The following is a 19,115-nucleotide window of genomic DNA, read 5'->3' as shown; positions in this document are numbered from 1 at the left end:
GTCAAATCATGTAAGCTTTCCAATTGGGATCCCACAGTTTGCTTGAAAGAAAACCAATATTAGCATCATAAATATCGTCTCCTGCCGGCACAATAAAAATCGTCTCTCTTGCAAATTTTTCCACTTTCCCGTGTTGAAGAGCGACCCAATCGTTATCATACACATTCACAGACCACCATCCCGCCTTCTGATACAAATCCCGAGGCGGCATCAGCCCGGCTTGTTCACGCCACTTGAACTCCTGATAAATAGCTTCAGCCTCCTTCTCACCTGCCCTCACAATCATGATGCGATGTTGTTGCTCTGGAATCATCTGAAAGCTCTCCGCTACTGCCTTGAACTTCATATTCCGATACATTTTCGTGGGATTGGAAGCACCCGTAGCAGTCTTTTCTACGATGCCCGGAGTATCCCATCTATCAGTCGAGTCTTTATGGTCTTGATAATAATGTTCGAAGAACAAATCGACGGCATGAGGTTCCAGAAGATCCGCCACATCGACACTACCCAACACATCGCGCGTTGCAGCCTGAGCTTTCCGCAATGAAGGCAATTCTTTGGGAACTTGACGATCGCTCGACGCAAACAGAAACACGCGCCCCCCATCCGCATACTCGCCGTGCCTGTTACAGCGTCCTGCCGCCTGGGCAATCGAATCAACCCCAGCCATATCACGGTAAACGACGTGGAAGGAGAGGTCAACCCCGGCCTCCACCACCGGTGTCGCCACCAGTACAACAGGCTCACCGAGGCGCAAGCGCTCTTTCACCAGATCCAAAATGCGCTTGCGATCCACGGGCCGCATTCTGGCGGACAGATGGAACAACCCGTCCCTGTCCACCTGTTCGTTCTGCTCCAGTGCTCGATACACCGCCTGCGCCTGCCCCGTCAAATTGACAATCAAGAGGCATGAAGGCAGAGATTCGCTGACCACGTGTTCCACCAGAGCCTCCACATCGAGTTCGCCCAAGCTGGACAATTTCACACGCTTCATGTTGGAAAACAACCGTTCTTCCATCTCCTGCCCCAGCAGGCTTTTTTGTTCACCATGATCCCAGCCTATCGGGAAATCATCCGACTTTTCAAGCGGGGGTTGGGTTGCTGTGCAAAGCACTACAGTCGAGCCATAGTCGCGGTGGAGTCCCTGCATTGCCTTCAGGCATGGAGACAACAAGGAGACGGGCAAGGTCTGCGCTTCATCGAAAATCACGACCGCCTGAGCCATCCGGTGCAATTTGCGGCAGGCAGAGGGACGGTTGGAAAACAGGGACTCGAAAAACTGTACGCCCGTTGTCAGAATCAGAGGGGCATCCCAGTTTTCAGCAAGCACAGTCGGGTTTAGAGAATCACCATCCTCATCCTTCTTTTCGGGAACATCGATATTGGAATGGTGCTCCAACACGCAGGAAATATTCAATTCCTTCGACAAACGATCAAACACCTGACGAAACTCGGATGCCGTCTGGTCGATAATACTCGTGTAGGGAATCACATAAATCACACGCTTCAATCCATGCACCAAGGCATGCTTCAAGGCAAAACTGAGGGATGAGAGCGTCTTGCCGCCACCAGTTGGAACATTCAGACGATAAATTCCCGGGTCGCCAAATGCCTGTTCCAAGCAGGAATGGTGAATTTCCCGTCTCAAGGACGAAATAGGGGAGCCATCATTCTTCTCCTCCTTTTCCCTGAGGTTTTCCTCCAACTCCCGGCTCATTTGTTGCAGGATATCTTCCGGCCAAACGGGGCGGTTCCTGTACGAGTCAGGAGACATAAACTCTTCAGATGCCAAACAATCCGCGTCAACGAGGCAAGAAAACAACATTCTCACCTGCATCGCGACGGCAAATCCGGCAAACCGACTGTCCTCTTTGCCCGCCTTCATACACGGGTGAAATCCCAAAATACCCCCTTTTCTTTCGGGGCAAATACGTTGGATTGCCTCCAGCCAACTCTTCGCAAGAATCCCCGGCTCCAGCAGGCTGGCAGGAGCATGGCTTTTCCATTCCCCGATCTCCTTGAGCAACCTAATGTTGAAAAGGCTATCGCCATCAGGCAAACCGGAATGATGCCCTGCAATCACATAGGCAAACAAATCAGAAATAGGACTCAGGTCAGCAGGAAATAAAGTATCTACAGCATAGCGAGCCCCAACGATCGCATGATCCACACTGCCTCTCACCACAGAATCTCCGTCAGCGGATTTCTCCAGATAGACCTGGAACTCATCGAGGAACTTCCCCAAATCATGCCACAAGCCCGCCATCCTGCCGCACTCCCCCCAAACATGGGGGAAATAAGGTGATACACCGGAAGCAAAACAAGAGGCCAAACGAGCACACCTATTCAAATGCCCGACTATGGGGACATCCCAACCATCTGTATACAAAGGTTCCCATAAACTCTTGTCTTCCTGTTTGGTATGAGCGTAATACATCATCAAAAAATTTACACTTTCTAAAAAATAAAAGAAATATTAAAAAACAAGACAGTTTTTGTCCATCCTCAATTAACCTATCCGACAATGGAATCAATTTTCAGATTAACAAACACAAGATATGTGACGTTTGAATTCATAAAAGTAGATTTTCTTACTAATCTTACATTTTCATAAATAATATTTGCTTGAATTTCAAGTCCTCGGTCAATTCGACATCATCTCTTTCATTCTCTGACGTTACGGATAGTACACCCATCGAAATGACATGACAATTTTAAATCATGTCGTTTCTCCTCTCCGTGTCTCTTGGGAGGAGATTCAACTAAATTGGCTCCAACATCCTGAATTGTGTGGCAACCATCCTATCCTCCTTGAACCACCTTCGGCATCCTCATCTTTCAAAGTAACAGGCCGATATCAATAATGAAGCCGCCCCACGAATCGTGAAGCGGCTCACTGAGTTATAATTTGACGGACGTCATGCGTCCTCTCCGACCGACATTAGCGGCGGAGGCCAAGACGCTGAATCAGAGTAGTGTACTGTTCAACGCTTTCGCGCTTGAGATAGTCAAGCAGCTTGCGGCGACGGGCAACCATGGCAAGCAGACCACGACGAGATGAAACATCGTGCTTGTTTTGACCGAGGTGTTCCGTCAGGTGCTTGATGCGTTTGGTAAGACTGGCCACCTGGTAGCTGCAGCTGCCGGTGTCAGTTTCGTGCATCTTATAGTCCTGCAAATTGATTTCTTCGCTCATTGATTTGTGTTTCCTTAATTAGTTTATTAGCTCGTGGCAGCGGCTAAATTGGACACATTGAGGACCGCCAGTATGGTTAATACCAGTCAATTGGCAACAATAATCTCACGTCAGCCGGACAAATTCGCGGCAATTTGAAGATTTCCATCATCACGAATTGCCGAACGTCCGTCAATTTGCTACAAAGTAAAGCCGTGAACCGGACGACTATCCCTGCCGCATTGTGCGCCGCCCTCTTTCTCGCTTCCTGTTCCCAGGAACCGAAAGAAGCCGAGAAAACCGTAAGTACCCCCGTATACGTTGGTAAAGTCGACCACGTGTACAAAAATTACAACTATGTACTGATCCGCCTGTTCGGAGCCGTCCCGGAAGCAGGAACAACGTTGATTTCCCAATCTCCGGAAGGAGAGGCCAGCTCCCGCATCGCCAATCTCGTCGTCACGGCGGAACGCATCGGCAGGCTCCGAGTTCCGGCCGACATCCGAAGCGGTTCCGTAGAGGAAGGGGATATCGTCTTCCGCTACCAGAACCTGGCCGAACCCGAAAGCCGGGAACAAACTTCCGACGGCAGCAAGGAAAAAGAAGTCACTCCTGTCACGATACCATCCGATACAACGGATACAGATGCCGCTCATTCCGGTAACGAAGGCATTATCGGGCTCCCCACTTATGATCCTATGCCGACGAAAACTCCCCTCCCCGACTCGGATGCCGATTCCTCCTCCGCGTCCGACAACTCATCACAACAGGAATCATCCCCCGAAAAACAAGATTAAGGAGTGAAATGCGCGGAAAAATCCATCCACCTGCCTACAGTCCCGGAGCTTCCGGCGGCCATTTGTGTCTGGGGTAGCGCCCGGCCAAATCCTTTCTCATCTGGGTGTAGCCCGTCTTCCAGAAACTTTCCAGAGAAGCGGTAATTTGCCAAGGTCGCTGGTTTGGCGCCAGCACTTCGACGCGGACGGGTACCCGTCGATCGGCAATAAGAGGCGTCTCCATGACGCCAAAGAGCCTCTGAACCGTCAGAGCAATCACCGGAGTAGAATCCTCGGCATAACGGACTTTCGCATGCTGTCCGTTGGATAAAGACAAAGAAACAGGAGCAAACTTGTCAAGAGCCTCACGTTGCCAGTGCGACAACCATTCATGCAACACGGGCATCACCTCACGGTCTTTAATATCCTTGTAGCCAACAGCTCCATCGCAAAGCATGCCCATCGCAACAATCTTGTCCTCATAGACGAATCCCGGAAGTTCCAGTTCCGGCATCCATTGTCTCAAGCCGTTCAACCTCCGGATCCATTGCTCGACGGAATCGTCCCAATGAGTCAATTTCAACGTACCGTCAGCCACCTTTTCCGCCAGAATGGCAGCAGCGGCAGCAGGATCGGCATCGCCCTGTTCTCTATCTACCAGCACAAGATCCCGGAACATCAGCCGGCGGCGGGATACAACGCGACGGCGAATATCGTCAAACACGGCGCCATCCTCATCGACCACCTCGGACGGCATCCATTCCTTCAATTCCGCAGGATCAACCAGAGTACAACGCCCGATGCGCGTCTCCACACCCCTGCCCCCGACTTCGGACACATCAGCCGCGACAAAATGCAAACCATGCATTGCGACCGAACCGGAGGAAATTCTTCCTCCTCTCCCGCCAACTAAGCGGCAGGTATTGGAGGCGATTCCATTCCGCGTCCCTAATGAATCGGCAAAACTCTCCACCAGTCCCCTAACAACGGATTTGCGAACAGCGGAAAAATCCGGTTCTGGAGCAAATGCCATCCGTCCTCCCCGGGCACCAATCTGAAGCAACTGGCGGTAAGAGGATAAAACCTCGCGGCACGCACGCCCCATCAAGTTCAGCCGGGAACACTCGCGGACATCGAACCGACAGGCTTCCGCCCGCAAGGCGGCACGCCATTCAGCCTGGAAGTCAGTATAATCATCTTTCTCCCGGAACACTTCCTGAAGTTCCCCTTTGACCGCCACCGATTCACTCTGTATCAAAGCGGCTACGGCCGCCATCTCCGGCAGGCATCCTCCTTCCCTCCCAGCCACCATCAGGCGCGCCAGCCGGGGAGCCAGAGGATATCTCAGCATTGCACGCCCTACCGGGGTCAACTTTCCTCCTGCATCAAGGGCACCCAATGAACCTAAAAGATCTTCCGCTCGTTTCAGGGCGGCAGAGTCGGGAAATGTCAACCAGCGAAAATCCGAGGCATCGTCCACTCCCCACAATTTGAGGTTCAGAACGGAAGAGCTCAGATCCACCCGTAGCACTTCCGGTGTTTCAAAAGCCGACCGCCGAGCGTGATCCGCCTCGCTCCACAGCCGAATACACCTTCCGGCAGCAACCCGGCCAGCCCTCCCCGCCCTCTGGTCGGCAGCCGCCCGAGCAATCTTTTCAATAAGGAGGGTATCCATCCCACGGCGGGCATCCCACCCGGCATGGCGGGCCAATCCGCTGTCGATGACTGTACGGACGCCCTCAATCGTCAGCGATGTTTCCGCAACGTTTGTCGAGACAATGACGCGGGGGATGCCCCCAGGTTCCACAGCCCGGTTTTGCATCTCCGGGCTCAAGGATCCGTGCAGAGAGACAATCTCCCATCCTTTCAAGGCTGACATCCCCTCCAGACACTCTACCGTTTTGCGGATTTCAAATCCTCCCGGCATAAAAACGAGCATATTCCCGCAATCCTCTTTCCGAGCCTCAGTCGCGACAGCCGCTGCCGCTTGTTCCCACACCGGAGGATAAACCATATTCCCACGTCCATCCCGCACCATAGCTGCCGGCCTATACGCCACTTCTACCGGGAACTGGCGTCCGGACGCTTCCAATACCCTGCAGGACACCTCCATGAACTCCTGCAACCCCTCCACTTCCAAAGTCGCCGACATAACGACGACAGCCAAATCCGGACGGACTCCTTCCTGCAGATCAAGTACGCGGCCCAGAGACAAGTCTCCCGCCAGGCGGCGCTCGTGGAATTCGTCAAACACAACGGCACTCACCCCGGACAAATCAGGATTGTCCGTCAAGCGGCGTTCCAACACGCCATCCGTCACGAAAGCCAGGCGCGTTGCCGAAGAAATACAGCGTTCGAAGCGCACCATATAGCCGATTTCCCGGCCCAGTTCACTTCCACTCTTCCGGGCCACATAGCGGGCCAGCAAGCGGGCGGCCATACGCCTCGGCTGAACGACAAGTACCATACCGCGTTCCCCCAGACCGGCTTCCAGCATCATCGGAGGAATTCCCGTCGATTTACCGCTTCCCGTCGGGGCTCTTAGCAACACACGGGGAGAAGGCTCTGCCATTGCCTCCATAAAACTTTCCCGGACTTTCTCAATGGGAAGTCCGCCCTGCAAGCGATCATCCGACATCATATTCCGGACATCATCAGCCATACGCATACACAGGACAACGTAAACGCCATACTGTCGATCAAATCAAAAAAGCCACCAATGCCAGGCAGCATCGCGCTGGAATCCTTCAGGGCCAAACTCCGTTTGATCAGCGATCCGGCCAAATCCCCCGTCACCGCCAGCAGGAACAACAACGTCATTCCCGGCAACACCTGCCAGGTAAACCCACCAAAATATATCGCTACCGCCACACCAGCCCCCATGGTCAAAAGATATGAACCGATCAATCCCTCCCAAGTCTTCTTCGGACTGATATGGGGAATCAGTTTTCTTTTCACAAAACGCCCGCCCAGCAACAATCCACTCACATAAGCAAAAATATCGGAGGCTTTCGTCAACAAAATCAACAAGAGAAGCACAATGCACAGCCGCTCCGATCCGGTCAGCAGAAAGGCAAAGGAAAACATCCACACCGGGTAAATGAACGACAAGACCGTCACCGCTACGGAACGCAAAGGCCGGCTACCGATGATGACCCTCCTCATTTCCCAGATGAATGACATCACGATCAAAAGAACGGGAGCCCCGACCATGAGCGGCAGAAGCTTGTCCTGTACCGATGGCAGGTTCCTCAAGGACCCGGGAGCTTTCAACTCCCAATACCCCAGAAGGCTGACCATCGCCAAAGGATACGCCATCCCGAACACCGTCGCCAACCAAGGCTGGGAAGGCTTGCCGGACTTGCGCAGCATATCTCCCCATTCCCATGCCGTCAACATGCACAAAATACACACGACCCCGCGATATCCCCAAACATTGCCCCAGCATACAACAGCAACCAAAATTCCCAGAAGAATCACCGTGCTGAACAGGCGCGCGCCAAATGTACGCAATTTACCGGAGGAAGGAGGGAGGGAAGCATCACTCATACAGGCGAGTCATTACATGAAATACAACGGAATCACAATGATTTTCCGTCACTCTCGATAATACCTGTACTTTCGGAAGGAAAAACCACATCCTAATCGACAAATTCGCAGGAAATCCCCCCCTGCCGGAATACGCTCCCGCGCCCGGCAGGAGGACGCAACCTACTTTTCTTCTTCAGCAAAGGAAGCACCAACAGCCTTCCGCCTCTTCGGCGGATCGGGATCGCGGAACGGACATTCCTCAACCAGCAGCTTGTAAAAATAGACGAGGGGGAAACTCTGATCCGGAGGATGACATCCTCCCAATTCGGAAGAAATGAATACGGTTCCTTCTCCATAATTTACGTAAAACGAGAACAGCGATGTCTTGTACATATGCACCGGCTCCGGAGACACTTTATCGTCATGAAGGCGTTTCAGAATCCACCCGAAGGCGTGCTCCATTTCCAAATCGTCAATCACATCGCGGATCAACAGGTTATCAAGGATACCTTCCGTATCCGCAGTCCGGTCTGATTTCTTGTCATGCAGAGTATTCATTTGTCATATCTCCTTCCTATTTGCGGGTAAAATCACCCCATAAGGAATATGACACAAATACCATCTCAAATGTTCATCCTTTTTAACCTTGAAGCGCTTTTTTATGATCTCCTTCGAACACGACCGTTGCAATATATGGTAACTCCCGGAAATGACCGTTGTAATCCATCCCGCATCCCACCAAAAACTCCGCCCCCATCTCCAATGCCCTGAAATCGGCTTCGACCGAAACGCGCCGTCCCGGCTTTTTGTCTACGCCGACGGCCATCAACACGCAACGAACGCCACGATTCTCCAAATCTTCTTTCACGGCCTTCAAGGTCAACCCGCTATCCAACACGTCATCGACAACGAGAACGGGCATATCGGGAGCCAGTACTCCCCAATCCCGGGGAAGAGTCACCTCTCCCGTCGTTTCCGTACCGCAATAACTCGATACTTTGACGTACCGAACCTCCGGTCGCACGGGGAATTCCCTAAGGAGCCATTCAGCCCAAGGTTTTGCACCTTCCAGCAACACAATCATCAGGAACGGCCTGCCCCCCAGATGTCCGACAATATCGCCGGCCATTTCCTTCACATTCAACCGCACGGTTTCCTCATCAATGCGAGGTACCAGACGGAATACTCCTTCATCGCATGTAAACGTTTCCTGCATCGCTTCAAAAGCATAACGCTCCCTCTCCAACCGTGAAAGAAAAACCACCGGTTTGCCGTATTTAGGAACATTCACCTTTTTATTCATGTTATCGCACCTTTCCATCTTCCCTGTCCTGTCCTTTGGCTTTCTGTTAACCCTGTCCGCATGGAACGGTCATGCCGGAGACGATAAAACCCTCTCCTACCCGGATATCCTGGACATCTCGCATACGCCACGGGGAGACCACGGAGGCACGGGATGGTTCACCGACCATGGATCGTGGATGGGCTTCACCCTTCCTGAAGAATCCGGTTTTCTCAACGGTTTTTGCGGTCCCTACGACATCGACAACAAGTTCTGGATCAGTCCCTCCCTCGTACAAATCGGTTACGGGGGACAAGGGATTTTCGCTCCATTGAAGAGGATCTACTACCCCGGCCACCTGTACATGAAAAGTTACGACGGCAAGACCACTCTCACTCAAAAACTCCGCTTCGTCGACCGAAACAACGCCGTCCTCTCCTGCTCTTCCACAAATCCCTTATCCTGGCAATTCTCAGGAAAGGCTACATTCAAAGGCATCCGTTCCGAACAGAAGGGCAATCAACTCATCTTCTTCCTGCCGCATGGCGAATGTGCCGCCGTTACCTTCGGTAGAGATGATGTCCCTGCCCTTCAACCCGACGGTTCTTACTCCACCACTCGTACTCACGGCAAAGATACCCGGGAAAACACCATCGTCATCTCCTTTTTCAATGATAAGGACGACATGGAACGGGGACTTGCCCGAGCAGCCTCCATCCGGGACAATCCGGTGTCGGAACTCGACCGCGAAGAAAAACGCTGGAACGACTACATCTCCGGCATCCTCCGTCCGGGACGCCCGGAACTATATGACCGCATCGCCGTCAAGAGCATGGTCACCCTCGTTTCCAACTGGCGTTCCGCCAAAGGAGCTCTCAAACACGACGGCATGTGTCCATCCCATGCCACCGGTAATTTCGCAGGAGGTTTCTGGGCTTGGGACACATGGCAGCAAGCCGTCGCCACCGCACGGTTCGATCCCGAACTTGCCAAATCGCAAGTCCGTTCCATGTTCGACTATCAGGACGAACACGGTATGATTGCAGACTGCATCTTCAGTAATCCGGCCCGCAACAACTATCGTGATACCAAGCCCCCCCTCGCTGCCTGGGCAGTCTATGAAATCTGGCAACAGGACGGAGACAAGTCATTCCTCGAAGAAATGTACCCCAAACTCCTTCGCTACCATCAATGGTGGTACAAGTTCCGCGATAACGACAAAAACGGAATCTGCGAATTCGGCTCCACCGACGGATCGGAAATCGCCGCACGATGGGAAAGCGGCATGGACAATGCCGTCCGGTACGACCACATCTCCATGGTCAAAAACGCCGACAAAGCGTGGAGCATGGATCAGGAATCCGTCGATCTCAACTCCTACCTCGCTCAGGAATACCGTATCCTCGAAAAAATCACCGGTCTCCTGTGCCGCGACTTCCAGGAACCCGAACGCACGGCCAATGTCCATCAGTATTTCTTTGACAAAGAACACGGATACTTCTTCGACAAAAAACTCAAGTCCGGAGACTTCGTCAAAGTGGAAGGCTGCGAAGGCTGGACCCCCCTGTGGACTGAAATCGCCCTGCCCGAACAGGCTGAACGCGTTCATGAGCTCATCAGCAAGCCCACCAAATTCTCCACTTACATTCCTTTTCCGACTCTGGCCTTCGACCACCCGGATTACGAACCGAACGGTTATTGGCGCGGCCCAATCTGGCTCAATCAAGTGTACTTCGGCATTTCCGGACTCCGCAAATACGGTTACATCCGGGAAGCGGACCACTACACCGACCAGGTTTTCACACGCCTGCAAGGCTTAACGGGAAATGCCCCGATTCACGAAAACTATAATTCTCAAACAGGAGAACGCCTCAAGGCTCAGCATTTCAGCTGGTCGTCCGCCGACCTCCTGTTCCTTTACTGGGAATACGGCGAAGATGCCGAAGATGTTAAAGAAAGGTAACGGTTCCTGTCCATTTCGTACACATGCGTCCGTCCTTTCTCCCAGGCTTTGTCGCCGTCCATGCGAAACGTCAACACTTTCTTCGACCGGGATGCCGGATTCAAAGTCACCGTCACCTTGTCCAGAGTCTGAGTCGGATCAGCCAGATAAAAGACCAGTCCCTTGCGGGGCAGTCTTTTCATCATCAGGATACAGGGACGATCTATACGGATGACGCCCCCTTTAAAGGCCAATTCCCCAGGTTCCCAGAAAACGGTTTGCAGTAAATCCAGTTCCTTGTGATACACGGCTTGGACAGTCGCGTCGTTCCGGAGAATCCCGATGTTATTGACCGGGTAGTTCTTCACATCCCCCGCATTCTTGATTCCGGGAACAATAGCGTAGGCATACGAAGCAGCTTCCGGCTGAATTCCATGATCCACCCAGAGTGAGAACACGTCTTTTTTGACAATCTCATCGGAATAATTGGTATTGATGTCGTGCCACTTACCCTGTTGTTCCCGGGCAACCACCTTGACGTTCCCTCCTGATGGGAACCAATAACCGACACCTCCATGCAACACCCAGGCCGATTTGCCTCCGCACTCGTGGTTTCCCTTGGAAATTTTCCGTTCCCTCCCGTCTTCCACAACAGAGGCGCCGCCTTCCCAAAGACACTGGTTCACCGTTGTTCTCAAGGGAGCCTTCCCTCGTGAACCGATGGCACTTCCCAGGCAGACGATCTCCCGGTCAAACATGAACCATGCCTTCCGCGCTTCAGAGTCGATCCCCTGGTAATCATCGGCATATCGGTATGCGACAGCCGAATACATCCCATCGGAAACCCCTCCTACAAACGGATTTTTTCCCATCGCCACCCAGCTCTGAGCCAAAGGTATCTTTTCCATCTGCGGGCATGTTACCCCGGGGATGGCAGACCAATCCCACACCGGATAGATCCCGTCGAATTCCTTGCCGGAAATTTGCAACGCAGTCGCTCCGTCCGATAGGAAATACTGTTTGAACCCCTCTCCGTTTCCGACGCCCTGTTCATTTCTAGCCGTCCGGTTCGACACCATGCGGACATCAAAGAAATATCCGGGTCTCTGGTGCCGTACATAGTCCGCACGGTAGTAATACCTGCTCGCGGGAACAACGCCCCACTCCGGTCCGCGATCCCCGCGAATACGGTCGATCGCCTGGCGGTATTCCCGCTCGTGGGCAGGATCCATCCGGCATAAATCCTCCAGCAGAGAGGGCAACCCTCTCTGGGACGGCGAACCGGGCCTTGTTACCCCTCTTCCCAGCAAATTCCAGGACAGGCTCCCACCCCGGATGGAAGGGAGATATGTCTCGCGAACAAACCGACCCAGGATTCCAAGCTTTTCACCGGACAAGGCAAACTCCGTACCAACCAGCGCTTTGGCATTCGTCACAATTCCCTGGATCATCACCATTCCATACCCCCCGACATACAATTGGGGACCGTGCTGCATATAGGAATTGTCATGCTGGATACCTTCTTTCATCGTGTAGGACAAAGGCTCGAACAATGCATCCGTCGCCATTTTCATCAACCTGGCGTCATGGGTCAGGCAAGCCCGGTACATATAATGAATAGCCACATCTACCTTGTTAGCTCCCATGTGGGGGGCCAAGCTGGGAGCTGCGGATTCCATGCGGGCAATCAATTTTTTCCTCAGTCCGGACTCGACCGGAGTTCCCTTCCGATCCATGAGTAAAAGAATCCTCCCCATCTGCTGGGGAACGGCAATCTGGTTCATCCACCAATTGTTACAACGAGGGTTGGCATCGTACCAGTACTGCAATGCCTTCTCGATATCAGTCTTCAACGAGCTATTCCTATACCACTTCGTTCCAGGGATCGTGTAGCTCCGGCACATCTGAAACACATTTCCCAGATGTCTGATAGGCGACCATTGTGTTCTGTGAGTCACCCGGTAGTCGATACCCTCGAACGAACCGTCCTTATGCAGGGAATCCAGGATGCCCTCCAGCCTCCCGTCATGCTTCGCGGAACGGCCCTTCCTGGGAGCTTGTTGAAACTCCTCAATCATCCTGTCTTCAATTGCGGTAAAAACATCTTCCTGCACGGCAAATACTTCCCCGGCAAAGAACAACAAAACCGCCGGCACGCACATGCGGCGAAACAGGATGGATAATCGAAATGAAGTTCGCAACATCATGGGAAAAAAGGAAAGAATAAGGAAATACACACCGGAACGCCACCGGAAATATTTTAAATATACGTTTTCCCTTTCCCTTCTCTTTCAATGCCCGGCATGATTTAACAAATCGATAGGTCATCCCCTTTACCGGAAGACAACCGCCTTCCCTGAGCGAACCGCCAGGATGACGCATTGAGCCCGTTCCTCCGGCACCTGGAACACGCGGCGCAATAAATCCCGATAGCACCTCAGCTGGGGAGCATGTCTGGCTTCCAGCACGGAGGGGGAATCTTCCTCATCGGTTTTGAAATCCAAAACGGTCAACCGGTCGCCTTGCAACATCACACGGTCGGCAATGCCATTGACCGGATTCCCTTCAATCATGCCTGCCACCGGACATTCACGCCACAATCTCACATCGCCCTCGGGTCTTATGAGCCACTTGCGGAATTCATCGGACTCCAACGCGGATTTCACCATTGCTGCGGCTTCAGGATCCGCCCCATCCTGAGGGAACTCTCCGGTGAACCATTCCAACTTCTCGAAAAGAGCATGAACCAGCGTTCCCAGGCGACGGGCATCCTCCGCCCCCCTCTCCGGCAAAACAATCCCCCCCTCTTCCAGAACGGAGGGAGACAAGGAACTCTTCCGGCGTACGGGAGAAGGAAAACGGTATGCAACCGATTCCCCGGCCAATTCCGCATTTTCTCCGATAGGGAAGCTTTCATACCATAATGCATGCCCCATGGTTGCCAGATTGGACAAAGCCGAACCATCCAGAGAATCTTCCTCGCTATCCAGCGAAGAGCAGGCATGACGAAGGATCGTTCTCACTCCGCACGAGGCAGCGGCAGTCTTCGGTTCCGGAGGCAAAAACAGATACAAAGCCCTTTTCGCACGTGTCATGGCAACGTAAAGCTTGCAAAATCCTTCATACTCCTGCTCTTCCGCCCAGGCACGCGTCATAGCAGCCAGAGTCTCGTCCTTGTCGGCCGTATCGGAGGGCGGAGCAAAAATCATGTTCCTGACATCGCCGGAGACATCCTCCTCCCGTAGAATCTCCAGATGGGTCTTGTTGGCAAATGCCTTCATGGGCCCTGTCGGTAGCACCACCATGTCGAATTCCAAACCTTTGGCCTTATGCCAGGTCATAATCTGGATGCTGCGCGAAGCGGTATGTTCGCGCTTCTTCATCGTTTCCGCCATGCGCAGCCAGTCGTCCAAACTCCCTCCCCTGGCATCGAATACGGCAGATTCGCTCTTCCAAATTCCCAATCGGTTACGTTGAAAATCCGTCAAAATTCCCGGCAATTCCCGATCCAACAGTCTTTCCCATTCAGTCAGCACAGCCGACACACCGCTGCATTCATACAACCGTCTCCATGTGCGCCAAACCGTATGTTCCGTCCCGCGGGACAACCAGTGTCTCAGAGGAGACTGGAGACAATGGTTCCAGGCAAATCTGTCTCCCGGATGGCTCAGCCATCGGAAAAAATCCGTCAAGACCAACCCGATGGAAGAATCCGATCCTACGGAAACGTCTGCCTCCACATCTGCTGCAAAGCCCCCGCCCGGTTCACTGGTCAACCACTCCCGCATTGCGGCGGCATGGGCATTGGAGCCGACGAGGATGGCACACCCGAGCCCGCGTTCCAGAGGGCGGACTCGTTTCAGCAATGCCGTCACGGCACGGTGTTCCGGTTTGCCAGGCAGGATATCGTCACGGTCGGTTTTTTCAACCTCCCATACCTGGACGCAACCGTCCAGATCCTCCGCCGTTCCTTCTGCCCGATGCGGATGAAAAATCCAACGGTCCAATGCCCCCGGAGACGCATCGGGAGCCGTCCGTTTGAAATCGCAGACGTGGTTGACAAACGAAAGTACCACCGGCGATGAACGGTAGCTGACATCCATCGACCATTCCTGGAGCACATCCCGCCATGGAGACTGAGTTGCCAGCCCTTCAAAAATCTTCGGACTTCCTCCGCGCCACTGATAAATACTCTGTTTGGCATCTCCGACAACAAACAAAGAACGCCCTCCTCCGGCATCCTGGACAACCTCGTCCAGAAAAGGTTCGACAATGCGCCACTGCATCAGCGACGTATCCTGGAATTCATCCAGCATCCAGTGATCGTACCAGCCATCCATCCTGAATTGCAATCCCGCCATCGGCTCGGCCAGCTCTCCATTCATGGACGTTCCACCGTATTCCTTAGGCAAAAGCAAACGGGCTACATCGCTGAACATAAAACGCCCCGCAGCCCTGACCCGCGCACTGTACAGCATCTCAAAGCGGTTCATCAACGAATACATGCCTCGCATCCGTTCAGCTCCGGAAAGAACCAAATCCTTCACCACGGCTCCACATACGGCAAGAAGCGACTCCACCAGCACGGGGTCCAAATGATATTCCTTTCTGGAATATGAAAAATCCCCGATTCCTCGCCGCAGATCCTGCACGAATTCAGTAGAAAAAATCGACGGCCATTTGAAGGTTCCTCCCGTCAGGGAAAATTCCACGAACTTATCTAGCTGATTGAAAAATCCGGCAGGCAAATCTCCTTTCCGCTCCTCTACCAAATGCCGGAGCAATGTGAAAATTTTCCAGCGTTCCGGAGCGCCGTTCCACCATGCTCCCTGCCTGATCCATTGCTCATTTCCCCATTTCTCCCGTTCGGGGTTCTGAAGGTAAAGGTCGTGGTACTTCTCGACAAATTCTCGTAAGCTGGTATCCAGCCTCTCATTCTCGCGCCCGGCCGTTGCCAGCTTGAACCCGGTCAGGAAGGCCTCTCTTTCACCCTCATCCAGCAGAGCATGGGAATACAACTCCTGCAGCACCCGGGCCCGGTCGTCGGCAAGACGGTCGTCTTCCAGCACTTCAATCGCAGCCAACCCGAGGTCCAGACTCAACGCCATAGCCATCCGTGCGAAAAAACTGTCCAGCGTACTCATGTTCAGACGCCCCAGGTTGGACACCATGGAGCGCAGCAAGGAAAGGAAAACGCCCCGGTCTGGCAAAGGGCCGTCCCAGGTACCTTCCGGAACAAGCCCCGGATGGTCGGAATCTCCGCGAATCGTTTCCGCTACTTCCCCGGCCAGACGAGCGGCTTCGTTCTCATCCGCCGCCCCCTTCGCCAGGCGGAACATGATACGGTCGGCAAATTCGGCGGCGGCCTTGCGCGTAAACGTCAGGGCAATCATCCTTTCCGGAGGGACACCCAGCACAAGAAGGGCAATAAACCTCAGGGAAAGCTGGTAGGTCTTCCCGGAACCGGCAGACGCACTGATACGCGTACTGATATAAGGACGAATATTCATGCCCGGCCTCCTTCCTTGACCGGAGACGCAAACAAATGGTCCAGACCGTCCGGAGAAATCTTCGCAAACGGATCATTCGGGTACGTCTCCCACCCCAGGGACTCGGCGGAAGGCAAAACGGACAAATCGCGGTTCAGCAGGATATCCGCAATGAAATGCGCCCATGCTCCGGCAGATTCCAACAAATCACGGTTTAGCCCCCCCCATTCCACAATACCCGTTTGTTCCGCAAGAATCGGCAAATTGAAATAGGCGGAAACAACATCGGAAACACCGTACATCTCCCTCAGCATATTTTCCGCGGCCAGAACGTAAAGAGGAAGCTGAAGATTGCGCCAGCGCCGCAACGATTTGCTTCTCCCTTCGGCAGGCAACGGTTCCAAACCGGGAAACCACTCGGCCAGCATGGACACGGCCCGAGCGCTTAGATTCGCCAAATGGGCCTCTTCCGGTGTTTTACCCTTGCCCGTTTTGAAGTCCACCACACGGAGAGTGCCCGTATGCTCATTGACCTCCAACCTGTCGATGCGCATGTTCAACTCAACAGGAAGATCCGTCCAGGGAACCCAGACGATCTTTTTCTCCACGCCAACCACGGACCAACCTTCTCTCAAAGCCTGGAGATGGATCGCCGCCATACGTTCCAAACGCTGCAATGCGTAATCTCTCTGCACCAGCAGAGGCAGGGTTAGTTCCTGCCCGTACTTTCTGGAAAATTCCTGCATCAATCCCTCCTGCAAAGCACGGGACAAAACTTCCTCCCGGCGTTCTTCGTACAAATCTCCGCCGGGGCCAAGACGTTCAACACACCTGTGGATATCCTCTCCGATCTGCATCGCATTGGCCTCCTTCCCCAGATCAAGCCGTTCGAACCGGCATACCTTCTCCAGCCAGAACCGCTTGGGACACGACAGGAAGGATGCAAACAAACTGGGAGAAAAGCTGACTCTCCGCACCAAAAGATCCATCTCCCCGCCGCTCTTCCACTCCGCCGCCTGATCGGCCCACGGATTCCTTTGAACGGGAGGTACGAGATGCCACCCCGTCTCGTCACGGGAAACGCTCTTCGGCGGCTCCGCGGCATCGCCGAACAAGAGTAAAACCCTCTCCGGCAAATCTTCAGCCGGGCATTGCAGCAGGAGGGAAGACGGCTTGCAGGGCACGCCAGACGGATTTTCACGGGCGACGAGCACGCGCACTCTCCCGCACTCGCGCCGGGATTCAATCATCCCCCGGTATAAAAACGCATCCCGGTAAAACCGCTGGGTCCGGCTCCTTAGCCGGAGCTTGCGCTTCATTCCCTCCGGCAAAAGGGGATCTTCAAATTCGTTGTCGGGGATGCATCCCTCGTGCATGCCGGCAAGGACGAGAGTACCGGCCGGGTCGTAGGCCAGTTCCATCCAGTCCTGCATGGACACGTCACGGTTGTCGCGGTCGGCATACACGCGAACCGATTTCATGGCACGACACAACAACACCATAGCATCCCGGACGGAAAAACCGGGGATTCCGTCCTCCAGGGAAGCCACCACCGACGCCATATCTCCCAACCTGTCGAGAAGAGCCTCCTGGAACTCTCCGCCCCACCCTGCGGACAGTAACCGTTCCACCAGGGAAGCAGCTGTAGCGCCGACTCCCTGTTTTGTCCATTCTTCCAGCCATTGCAGAATCTTCTCGAAGTCGCGCAGTTTCCATCCTCCCGCGTCTTCTCGCCGCATCAGTGTAAGGACAAAGGAAAGGCTCTGCGGAATATGCTTATCAGCCAATTCGTCCAGCATGACGGACAATCCGAACGGATCCTGCAACTTCAGAGCGGCAGCCAACACCCCCGAACGGCACAACTGATCGACAGGCAACCAATCACCCGGGGCATTCATAGCATCCTTCACTCCTTCCAGCAGGCGTACAACCCCGGTACGGACGGATTCGTCCCCCCCCGAACGATACACGCTCCATCCTGCCGATGATACGCCGTCCCGCACGGAAGCCGCAAACGCCGGATCACACAACCCGATAGAGCAATCGGAATTATCCGAACCGGATTCCGCAAAAAAACGGACGATTTCCTCCACCATCCCCTCCGGTCCCTGACGAAGAACGAGCGGTTCCTCTCCCGATGGAAGAGGAATGACCATATCCCCGGCACCGTCATCTACATTTCGGCCAATAGGCCTTCCCCAGGGATCTACGGCAAAATCTTCCGGTCCATGCACCCAGCATTCCACTATCCGGTTCTCATAGGAGGCATCCGGAGCATCGGCCCATTTCTGCAAAGCCAGCATCGCCAAAGGCAGGGGATCAGGCACACAGGCGACAACCACACGACATATGCCTTCCGGCAGCCGGGGGCTCCGTACCCAGTCGAGCTCTTCCAAAAGGGGGTCGTGCCCCCCCCAGGATTCAACCATGAACACAGCCTCGCGTTCCCAATCATCCAGTACCTGCCATCGTTCCGCCTCCTCGGGCGGTGTCTCCGGATGACGGACGACATCGGCGAACCGCATCATGCTTTCTCCCAGCGTCCTCCGTGCCCGCAAACAAATATCCGCCATGGAAAGCCCCCACGAAAGAGTGCGCTCGACAGGAGCCGTCCGAATCAAGGCATTGGATTCCCGATGGGAGCAAATCACGCGCGCCCATGCCAATTCCGTCAGAAGACGGTCACGGACGGAATTCCCGTGCGCCCGTTCCAAAAGCATTTCAGCCGTCATCATCAGGGGGGGAATCACGGCGTGGCCCGGAGCCAGCCGAACCAGCGCCTCTCGCAAGCGTTTACCTGATTCCACCGTCGGTATTAACAACAATAGGCCGTCCCAAGAAGAACCCTCCTCAAGAAGACGCTCCGCCACTGTTTCAACCAACCGGCGATTCCACCCTAGATGGACGCATTGCATCATGC

At 53.9% G+C, this 19,115-nt stretch carries 11 protein-coding genes; 2 read left to right on the top strand and 9 right to left on the bottom strand.

The features are described 5' to 3' along the window. Position 1 precedes the first annotated feature (1 nt). Complete coding sequence (gene cas3, locus QET40_RS02200; protein WP_280125579.1) at positions 2 to 2,437, bottom strand: CRISPR-associated helicase Cas3'; 2,436 nt, start codon at positions 2,435 to 2,437, stop codon at positions 2 to 4. 504 nt (positions 2,438 to 2,941) lie between these two features. After that, a complete protein-coding gene (rpsO, locus tag QET40_RS02195; protein WP_280125536.1) occupies positions 2,942 to 3,196 on the bottom strand; it encodes a 30S ribosomal protein S15 in 255 nt (84 codons plus the stop codon). Positions 3,197 to 3,390: 194 nt separating this feature from the next. Between rpsO and QET40_RS02190 the strand changes: the two genes are divergently transcribed. Beyond that, positions 3,391 to 3,972, top strand: coding sequence for a hypothetical protein (locus QET40_RS02190; protein WP_280125535.1), 582 nt, complete (start codon positions 3,391 to 3,393; stop codon positions 3,970 to 3,972). Positions 3,973 to 4,006: 34 nt separating this feature from the next. Here QET40_RS02190 and hrpB read toward each other — a convergent pair whose 3' ends face one another. The 4 genes from hrpB to QET40_RS02170 form a co-directional block, all read right to left on the bottom strand. Next, complete coding sequence (hrpB, locus tag QET40_RS02185) at positions 4,007 to 6,613, bottom strand: ATP-dependent helicase HrpB (protein ID WP_280125534.1); 2,607 nt, start codon at positions 6,611 to 6,613, stop codon at positions 4,007 to 4,009. Further along, positions 6,589 to 7,500, bottom strand: coding sequence for a phosphatidate cytidylyltransferase (locus QET40_RS02180; protein WP_280125533.1), 912 nt, complete (start codon positions 7,498 to 7,500; stop codon positions 6,589 to 6,591). The genes hrpB and QET40_RS02180 overlap by 25 nt, the downstream gene beginning before the upstream one ends. Positions 7,501 to 7,662: 162 nt before the next feature. Then, complete coding sequence (locus QET40_RS02175; RefSeq protein WP_280125532.1) at positions 7,663 to 8,040, bottom strand: hypothetical protein; 378 nt, start codon at positions 8,038 to 8,040, stop codon at positions 7,663 to 7,665. Positions 8,041 to 8,122: 82 nt separating this feature from the next. After that, complete coding sequence (locus tag QET40_RS02170) at positions 8,123 to 8,785, bottom strand: phosphoribosyltransferase family protein (RefSeq protein WP_280125531.1); 663 nt, start codon at positions 8,783 to 8,785, stop codon at positions 8,123 to 8,125. On the opposite strand from QET40_RS02170, the gene QET40_RS02165 reads away from it, so the two are divergent. Beyond that, complete coding sequence (locus tag QET40_RS02165; protein ID WP_280125530.1) at positions 8,784 to 10,727, top strand: trehalase family glycosidase; 1,944 nt, start codon at positions 8,784 to 8,786, stop codon at positions 10,725 to 10,727. The genes QET40_RS02170 and QET40_RS02165 overlap by 2 nt on opposite strands. On the opposite strand, the gene QET40_RS02160 is transcribed toward QET40_RS02165, so the two are convergent. The 3 genes from QET40_RS02160 to QET40_RS02150 all read right to left on the bottom strand — a co-directional run bounded on the left by QET40_RS02160 (position 10,682) and on the right by QET40_RS02150 (position 19,113). Then, positions 10,682 to 12,913: a polysaccharide lyase family 8 super-sandwich domain-containing protein gene (locus QET40_RS02160; RefSeq protein ID WP_280125529.1), complete on the bottom strand. Its 2,232-nt coding sequence runs from the start codon at positions 12,911 to 12,913 to the stop codon at positions 10,682 to 10,684. The genes QET40_RS02165 and QET40_RS02160 overlap by 46 nt on opposite strands. A 126-nt stretch (positions 12,914 to 13,039) precedes the next feature. Then, entirely contained in the window at positions 13,040 to 16,216 is a 3,177-nt protein-coding gene (locus QET40_RS02155) for a UvrD-helicase domain-containing protein (RefSeq protein ID WP_280125528.1), read from the bottom strand. Further along, a complete protein-coding gene (locus QET40_RS02150) occupies positions 16,213 to 19,113 on the bottom strand; it encodes a PD-(D/E)XK nuclease family protein (RefSeq protein WP_280125527.1) in 2,901 nt (966 codons plus the stop codon). The genes QET40_RS02155 and QET40_RS02150 overlap by 4 nt, the downstream gene beginning before the upstream one ends. Between the last annotated feature and the right edge of the window lie 2 nt (positions 19,114 to 19,115).

Source organism: Akkermansia sp. N21169, from assembly GCF_029854675.1.
Classification (GTDB): domain Bacteria; phylum Verrucomicrobiota; class Verrucomicrobiia; order Verrucomicrobiales; family Akkermansiaceae; genus Akkermansia.
Note: the sequence above shows the minus strand (reverse complement) of the source record. Positions and strands in the feature narration are given on the sequence as shown.